This is a genomic window from Bradyrhizobium sp. UFLA05-108, assembly GCF_059803455.1.
In genome coordinates, this window is sequence record NZ_JBANAZ010000030.1 from 102,201 (window position 1) to 109,093 (window position 6,893).

The window sequence follows — 6,893 nt, forward strand, 5'->3', positions numbered from 1 at the left end:
GTCATGACCCGTCGACAGTAGGGCACAACGCACCAAGGGAGCCGATCAGTTCGGCCCGCCGGATCTCTCGCATCGGGCTACTGCCGCTCACCCTCATAGTCTTGACAGACAGACATAGTTTCGCGCCGATCTCGTCAAGTCACCGCATCTGGATTTGTCGTCCGCACTGCAAAACTCCATTGATCTTCAAGCGTAAGGTCATCGAATGATGAGTGAGAATTCTTCTTCGCATACGCGCAAACCCGAGGTGTCAAGGCAACGCAATCAACATCCGACTTATCTTGCGTTCTCGGAAGACAGCGATCTCTTCGATAGATACAGCTATTGTCTGCGCCGCATCATTCATCTCGGCCATACGCCTTTTCAAACTGTATGCGTTGCGGAGACCGCGAATCATGGCGTCACTCTTTTCTTGGATGGCATGATCCAAAGCGCTGCTTTGGATCAGGAACTGTATCACGAACTCTTGGTCCAACCCGCGATGCTCGCTCATCCAGCACCTAGGAATGTACTGGTTATCGGCGGGGGAGAAGGAGCGACCATTTGGCAGGCGCTACGCCATAAGTCGGTCGAGACGGCAACGATGGTTGATCTCGACAGCGAACTGATTAATGTGTGCCGGAAATATCTGAAAGACTGGCATCGAGGAGCCTTCGATGATCCCCGATGCAGGCTCGTTTTCTCGGATGGTAGAGAGTTCATCGTAAACGACCAAGATCTTTATGATGTCATTGTCATCGATTTGAGCGATCTCGTTTCCGACAGCCCGGCGCTGGCTCTCTACACTCGGGAATTTTATCTGCGTATCAAAAGGCGGCTGAGGCCTGGCGGCGTTGTTGCCGTTCAGGCGCTGAGGTTTTCTTTTGCTGACGGCCGCGCTCATGCAATGCTGGCGCGAACGCTCAAGAGCGTCTTTGAGCAAGTTCATACTTACAGCGCGTTGATTCCGTCATTCTTGCGAGGTTGGGGGTTTCTCGTCGCATCTGACTGGTTCGACCCGAGCCGACTATCCGCGTCGGCTATGAATTCGACAATCTCAAAACGCTTGGAGGCATCTCTCTCTCACTTAACCGGTGAATTCTTTAGGTCGTGTTGTACCCATTGCTCACAAGCGCAAAGGCTACTTGCGTCGGACGGGCCTATCTTTGAAGATAATAAGATGGGCGATCTCGATAAGATACTCGCACAACTGGTACCTCTGCACGGTGAATTTGACCGTTTGAGCGTTGGATCAGAGTAGGTCCGGCAGTTGGCTGGGATCAACGAGCAGTTCGATGCTGCGGGGTGTCCTCGGCCGCCTTCGGATGAATCCTGCCCGTTCGAGCGTCAGCACCATCTGATGAACCGATGGCGGGCTGACGCAGAAGTATTCCCGCATGTCGGTCTCGGCCGGGGACGGCGGTGTAACCGCGTGTACAGGTGGATATAGGCCAGATATTGGCCCTGCTTGGCGGTGAAGGTTTTTCCCGAGCGACTCACGCCGGCCATCCGATTCAGCTGGTGATCCGTGCCTCAACACGAGGAGGCACGGATGAATGTACGCTATCGGGTCGAATTGAGCCAAAGCGAGCGTGCAGAGCTCATGCACCTTATGAGCGGCGGCAAGCAGGCGGCGCGCAAGCTCAAGCGAGCCCAGATCCTGCTGGCTGCCGACGCCGGCGTCAGCGACGAGGACATCGCTGCAAGCGTCGGGGTTGGCGGCTCGACGGTCTACCGGACCAAGCGGCGGTTTGTCGAAGGCAACCTGGAGCGAGCGCTGAGCGAAGAACCGCGCCCCGGAGCAGAGCGCAAGCTCACCGGCAAGGAGGAAGCCCTGCTGGTGGCGACCGCCCGCTCGAGCCCGCCCGCAGGGCGCGCGCGTTGGACGCTGGAGCTGTTGGCGGGCGCAATGGTCACATTGACCGCGCACGGAAGCCTGTCGCCCGAGACGGTGCGCCGCCGCCTGGCCGAGAACGGTCTGAAGCCGTGGCGCAAGGACATGTGGTGCATTCCCCAGGTTGACGGCGATTACGTCGCCCGGATGGAGGACGTTCTCGATCTCTATGCCGAGGCACCCGATCCGAAGCACCCGGTGGTCTGCTTTGACGAGAGCCCGATCCAGCTGATCGGCGAGGTTCGCCAGCCGATCCCGGCGAAGCCGTGGCAGCTCGAGCGCTACGACTGCGAGTACCGACGCAACGGTACCGCCAATCTGTTTGTCTTCGTCGATGTAAGTCGCCCCTGGCGCAGAGTGAAGATCACTGAGCGCCGGGTCGCAGAGGACTTCGCTGCCTGCATGCGCGACCTTACCGATATCCATTATCGTGCAGCGGAGCGCTTTCGCGTGGTGCTCAACAACGTGTTGATCTGAGGCCGGCCGCACGGCAAATAGGTCAGGCGACCGGGACCGAATACCCCATCTCTTCAGAAAGGCGGCTGCGCTTCATGCTCTGGTCCTCATATGCGCCAGAGCGAACGTCAATCTGGGGTAAGTCCAGGGGGCAAGGTCTCAATGGCAGGCGACCTCCCGCGAATGAGGAGCTTCCTCCGCGAAAGCCAGCGTCATGAATCGTCCGATGCAACAGTCTTTTCGTCATACTTCCCTCCTCGTAAAGCGCAATGGTCGCGATCAATAGACAATGACAGATCGAATGGATTTGCCCCCATGCATGAGATCGAAGGCTGTGTTTATCTCGTCGAGAGGCATCGTATGGGTGATCAGATCGTCGATCTTGATCTTGCCTTCCATGTACCAGTCCACGATCCGCGGCACGTCCGTGCGACCGCGTGCTCCGCCGAAGGCGGTGCCCTTCCACACACGACCGGTGACGAGCTGGAACGGCCTGGTCGATATTTCCCTGCCGGCCTCCGCGACACCGATGATGATCGATTCACCCCAACCGCGATGACAACATTCGAGCGCTTGTCGCATGACGTTCACGTTGCCCGTGGCATCGAGGCGCCCCCGTCCGTCAAGTCTTGGATCGCCTGCACGACCTTGTCATGACCGACTTCGGACGGACTGATGAAATCCGTCATACCGAACTTCTTGGCCATTTCGACCTTCGCTGGGTTGATATCGACGCCAACGATTCTGTCGGCGCCCACCATTCGCGCGCCTTGAATGACGTTTAAACCGATGCCGCCGAGGCCAAAGACCACTACGTTCGATCCCGGACGCACCTTCGCTGTGTAGATCACCGCACCGATTCCGGTCGTAACGCCGCATCCGATGTAGCAGATCTTGTCGAAGGGAGCGTCTTCGCGGACCTTCGCCAGAGCGATTTCCGGCAACACCGTGAAATTTGAGAAGGTCGAGCAGCCCATGTAGTGGAAGACTTCACGTCCGTCGCAGGAGAAGCGGGTCGTCTTGTCAGGCATTAGACCTTGGCCCTGGGTAGCGCGTATCGAAGTGCACAGGTTGGACCGCTGCGACAGGCAGGTCGTGCACTGCCGGCATTCCGGCATGTAGAGCGGAATGACGTGATCGCCTGGCCTCAGCGAGGTTACACGTTCGCCAATCTCGCGCACGATTCCCGCGCCCTCGTGGCCGAGGATCACTGGAAATTTACCTTCCGAGTCCAGACCCGACAGCGTGTAGGCGTCGGTATGACAAATGCCCGTCGCCTTGATCTCGACAAGCACCTCTCCCTGTCGCGGACCGCCGACTTCGATCGATTCTATCGACAGCGGCTTCTTGGCTTCCCAGGCGACGGCTGCTCTGGATTTCATACATGCTCCTTCGAGTGACAAATTCTGCAGGACGACGATCAGCATTCGTCACCCCGTAATTCTCTTTGCGTCAGTGATCGCGATCTATGGTGCCGCTCGCGTTCGCGTCGGCCTTGTAAGACGATGCGAATCAGTCGTTTGGGCGATCAAGTCCGGGAAAAGATCCGACTGGTCGTCGAGCACCTCCCGGATTGTTTTGCTCGAGATGAGCATCTTCTTCGCCAGCTTGGCCGGACGCTCGTAGCCGATCGCTGGGGTGAGCACCGTCGCAACCGCGGTGCTGGCCTCCAGGTGTCTCTGACATACTTGCGCATTCGGCGTGATGCGGAGGCCACATGGCCCGAGACATGTGAATAGCTTCTATAGGGAAATGCTTTGCGTTCGAGAATCAGACCAGAGCCGTCGTACGAAGTGACAAGCCCTTCCGCATGAGGTTCCACATACGGTCCCCATTTGAGAATGACCAACTCAGTACCACTGAGCACCTGGGACTGGCCGTCCGCGCCGCCGTCGATCACGAACTGATCAACATCGCGCGAATTCAGCCGGTGCTCCGCCAAGGTGGAGATAACGGCATCAAGAGTTTCGATAGCTTGATACCGCAGATTGTTATTCCGCTTCTCTTGCCCCACGCAAAAGACAAGCCGTCCGTTCTCGATAAGAGCAATCGCTCCGTCATGGCTCAATTTGAGGCCGCAAATTCGCATAGCGCCTCCATGTCTAACGTCCAAAAATCTAGCTTCCGCCGTATCTCGATGCAGAAACTGGGCCAAGCGAACCAGCGGAATCGCGCGATGTATTCGCTCCCGAATGTCGTTTCAGCTAGCAGGTTTGTCTGATTGCAGACTCAGGCATGTTCGGTCTGATGTAACCACACACGTGATGTGCAGTGACTGCCCGCACCGTCAGCGGGCTATAGGAGACGCGGCGTTGTGGACTCTCGGCGAGCGACACCAAAGTTGGCCTAAAGTTGCTCCGCGCTAGGAAGTGGGACCTGGAATGGGGCGCGTTTGAATCTCGATCTGCAGAACGAGAAAGAGACGGCTGCTCGCAGATTCCCTTTTCTCTTTTTGGGAGGCGGCCTCGGGTGTGATGGATCGTTTGGTGTTGAGCGAGGCCGCCTGGGAGCGACTGGCGCCGCTGATCATAGGCCGGCCCGATCAGAAGGGCTCGACCGGGCGGGACACAGGATGTGTGTGGAAGGTGTGCTTTGGATCGTGCGCACGGGCTCACCCTGGCGTGACCTTCCGGAGGCGTTCGGAAGAGCGTATTCCGGCGCTTCAGTCGATGGAGCATCAAGGGTGGCGGATCTTCGAGGCGATGTCCGATAATCCAGACTTCGAATATCTGATCGTTGATTCCACCATCGTCCGGGCGGATCAGAACGCCGCCGGGGCGAAAAAGGGGGGCTGAAGATCAGGCGCCTGCCGCTCGCGCGGCGGCCTGAGCCGAAGGTACATATGACCGTTCGCGGCTTGGGATGTCCGGTATGGTTCATGCTCGCTGCGGGCCAGAAGGGCGATGCAACACAATAGCTTCGCCAGATGTCTGTAGAGAACAAAACGAGTCTCGTGGGACGTTTTAAGATCGGACGTCGCACGGCTACTTTTCCTTTGTTTCTGCATCTTCCTTACTTATCGATACAGCGCGCAGATCCGATGGTAAAGGTCGATGACGTCCTCGTCGTAGAATACGATACTAGGCCGAAAAAAATCGGACAATCTATTCTCCCCGTCCGCCGCAGGGACGCCGTGCCGACCTGGAAGGTGGTCCAGCTGATAGTTAGCTAAACTACAGTCTGCACCAGACTCCGGGGCCGAAACGTCTTGCCGAGCCCCAGAAGGAGGGGGGCGCACGCAGGGGCGCGGCTACCGAGTGGCATCGCCTGGCCTGCTCAAGCGCAGCGCCGAAGGCCGGGGAGACCGCAGCGCGAGCGCCGTCGGCCCTTGCGGGCGCCGGGAAGCGGAGCACCTGCTCAACGTTCCAAAGCTGAAAGTCAGAGAACCTGTCTCAAGCAGGGAGCCGAAAGGGCTACCCAGTCCGCTAGTAGGCGCACGGATTCCAAATCGCGACGGCGGTTCGAGAAGTCGATTGAGCTGGTTGAAGGATGCGGGTTTTCAGCCGTCGCTCTTGGCCCGCCATACAACTTCTCGTCTTCGCGATCGTAGTGGCGATCGCGCTCGAGAGCGCACGCCTGATAGGCCACGTGGAAGTCATGCCGGGGTGACGCGAACGTCCTCCTTTTTTGAATACAGGCTCATTGGATTGAAGTGATCTCCTATTTGGCCGGCCGCGTGACACCGTCGGCGGAGTCGTCCAACCAGGACGCGCGAGAAAGCGCCACCGGCAGGCCGGGCCCGGCACGACACACACAGCGCATAGAGCCCAATCGCTTGCGACGCGCTCAAGTCACGGGCGTTTCGGCCGAATATACAAAGCGCGAAGCAACTCCACACCATACGGTCGGCTGATCGATCAGTGCATGCGCGACGTGTTGGCGATCAACGCCAGTGATCCAGCAACTTTGGCCTGGCGTGTTCACACATTCTACAAAGCAGAAAGCCACTCGCCCCGTTCATACGATCAACGATCTGCCGAAAATCTTGCCCTTCGAAGAGTTCGTTGTAGTCATCACGTAGAAGATTTCCAAAAACATGGCGCCTCTCGAAATCCATGCAACAGAGTGTGATGTCGCCGTTTGGCAAAAGAACATTGCGATAATGCCTTCCTTCAGCACATGTGAGAACTCCAGCTATCGGCGCTCGTGGTTCAGCGATCTTAGGGTCGACGCTTCCACCCCTGCTAATCAGCGATCCCTTGCGAACCAGCGCCTCGGCGGGGATGAGCTTGACGAGATCAGGATGGATCTCGCCGAAGGCAAGGAATTGTATCGAGGGAATGTCTGCGTCCACCAATTGACGGAAAAAATCGAGATAAGGTTTCCTGACAAGGCGGCTATTCATGTGCTCGCCGCTATCAAATACGTGGACTACAAACGCTTTAAAGCGCAGCAGCTGTAAGCGGCGTAGATCGCGCTCGTTCATTCCCACAAGCGTTGTGTAGATTCGGATGCCATGGCCACACGCGTGAGCCTGCTCGACCATCGTAATCCTCCGCTGGGGGCCGCCTTGTCAGGTGGACCGTTGTGTTGAGAACTGTCCTTATGGACAGGCATACTCACA

The 6,893-nt window shown here is 57.7% G+C and carries 3 protein-coding genes and 4 pseudogenes; 3 read left to right on the top strand and 4 right to left on the bottom strand.

The genetic code is table 11. The features are described from left to right. Window positions 1-208 precede the first annotated feature (208 nt). Both SO140_RS22490 and SO140_RS22495 read left to right on the top strand, forming a co-directional pair. Window positions 209-1,240, top strand: coding sequence for a spermine/spermidine synthase domain-containing protein (locus tag SO140_RS22490; RefSeq protein ID WP_498543157.1), 1,032 nt, complete (start codon window positions 209-211; stop codon window positions 1,238-1,240). 291 nt (window positions 1,241-1,531) lie between these two features. Beyond that, window positions 1,532-2,341: pseudogene (locus tag SO140_RS22495) on the top strand (IS630 family transposase); the annotation flags it as partial. A gap of 267 nt (window positions 2,342-2,608) precedes the next feature. On the opposite strand, the pseudogene SO140_RS22500 reads toward SO140_RS22495, so the two are convergent. The 3 genes and pseudogenes from SO140_RS22500 to SO140_RS22510 form a co-directional block, all read right to left on the bottom strand. Beyond that, a pseudogene (locus tag SO140_RS22500) lies at window positions 2,609-3,711 on the bottom strand (S-(hydroxymethyl)glutathione dehydrogenase/class III alcohol dehydrogenase). Window positions 3,712-3,795: 84 nt separating this feature from the next. Next, window positions 3,796-3,975, bottom strand: a complete 180-nt coding sequence (locus SO140_RS22505; protein ID WP_498543158.1) for a hypothetical protein — start codon at window positions 3,973-3,975, stop codon at window positions 3,796-3,798. A gap of 59 nt (window positions 3,976-4,034) precedes the next feature. Beyond that, window positions 4,035-4,418: pseudogene (locus SO140_RS22510) on the bottom strand (carbamoyltransferase N-terminal domain-containing protein); the annotation flags it as partial. 385 nt (window positions 4,419-4,803) lie between these two features. Here SO140_RS22510 and SO140_RS22515 point away from each other — a divergent pair. Then, window positions 4,804-5,243: pseudogene (locus tag SO140_RS22515) on the top strand (IS5 family transposase); the annotation flags it as partial. 969 nt (window positions 5,244-6,212) lie between these two features. Here SO140_RS22515 and SO140_RS22520 read toward each other — a convergent pair. Further along, complete coding sequence (locus SO140_RS22520) at window positions 6,213-6,815, bottom strand: SPASM domain-containing protein (protein WP_498543159.1); 603 nt, start codon at window positions 6,813-6,815, stop codon at window positions 6,213-6,215. Between the last annotated feature and the right edge of the window lie 78 nt (window positions 6,816-6,893).

What these genes read in the sequence shown, in the direction of transcription:
- SO140_RS22520 (WP_498543159.1), bottom strand. Translation starts at nt 6,815, where the DNA reads ATGGTCGAGCAGGCTCACGCGTGTGGCCATGGCATCCGAATCTACACA.
- SO140_RS22490 (WP_498543157.1), top strand. Translation starts at nt 209, where the DNA reads ATGAGTGAGAATTCTTCTTCGCATACGCGCAAACCCGAGGTGTCAAGG.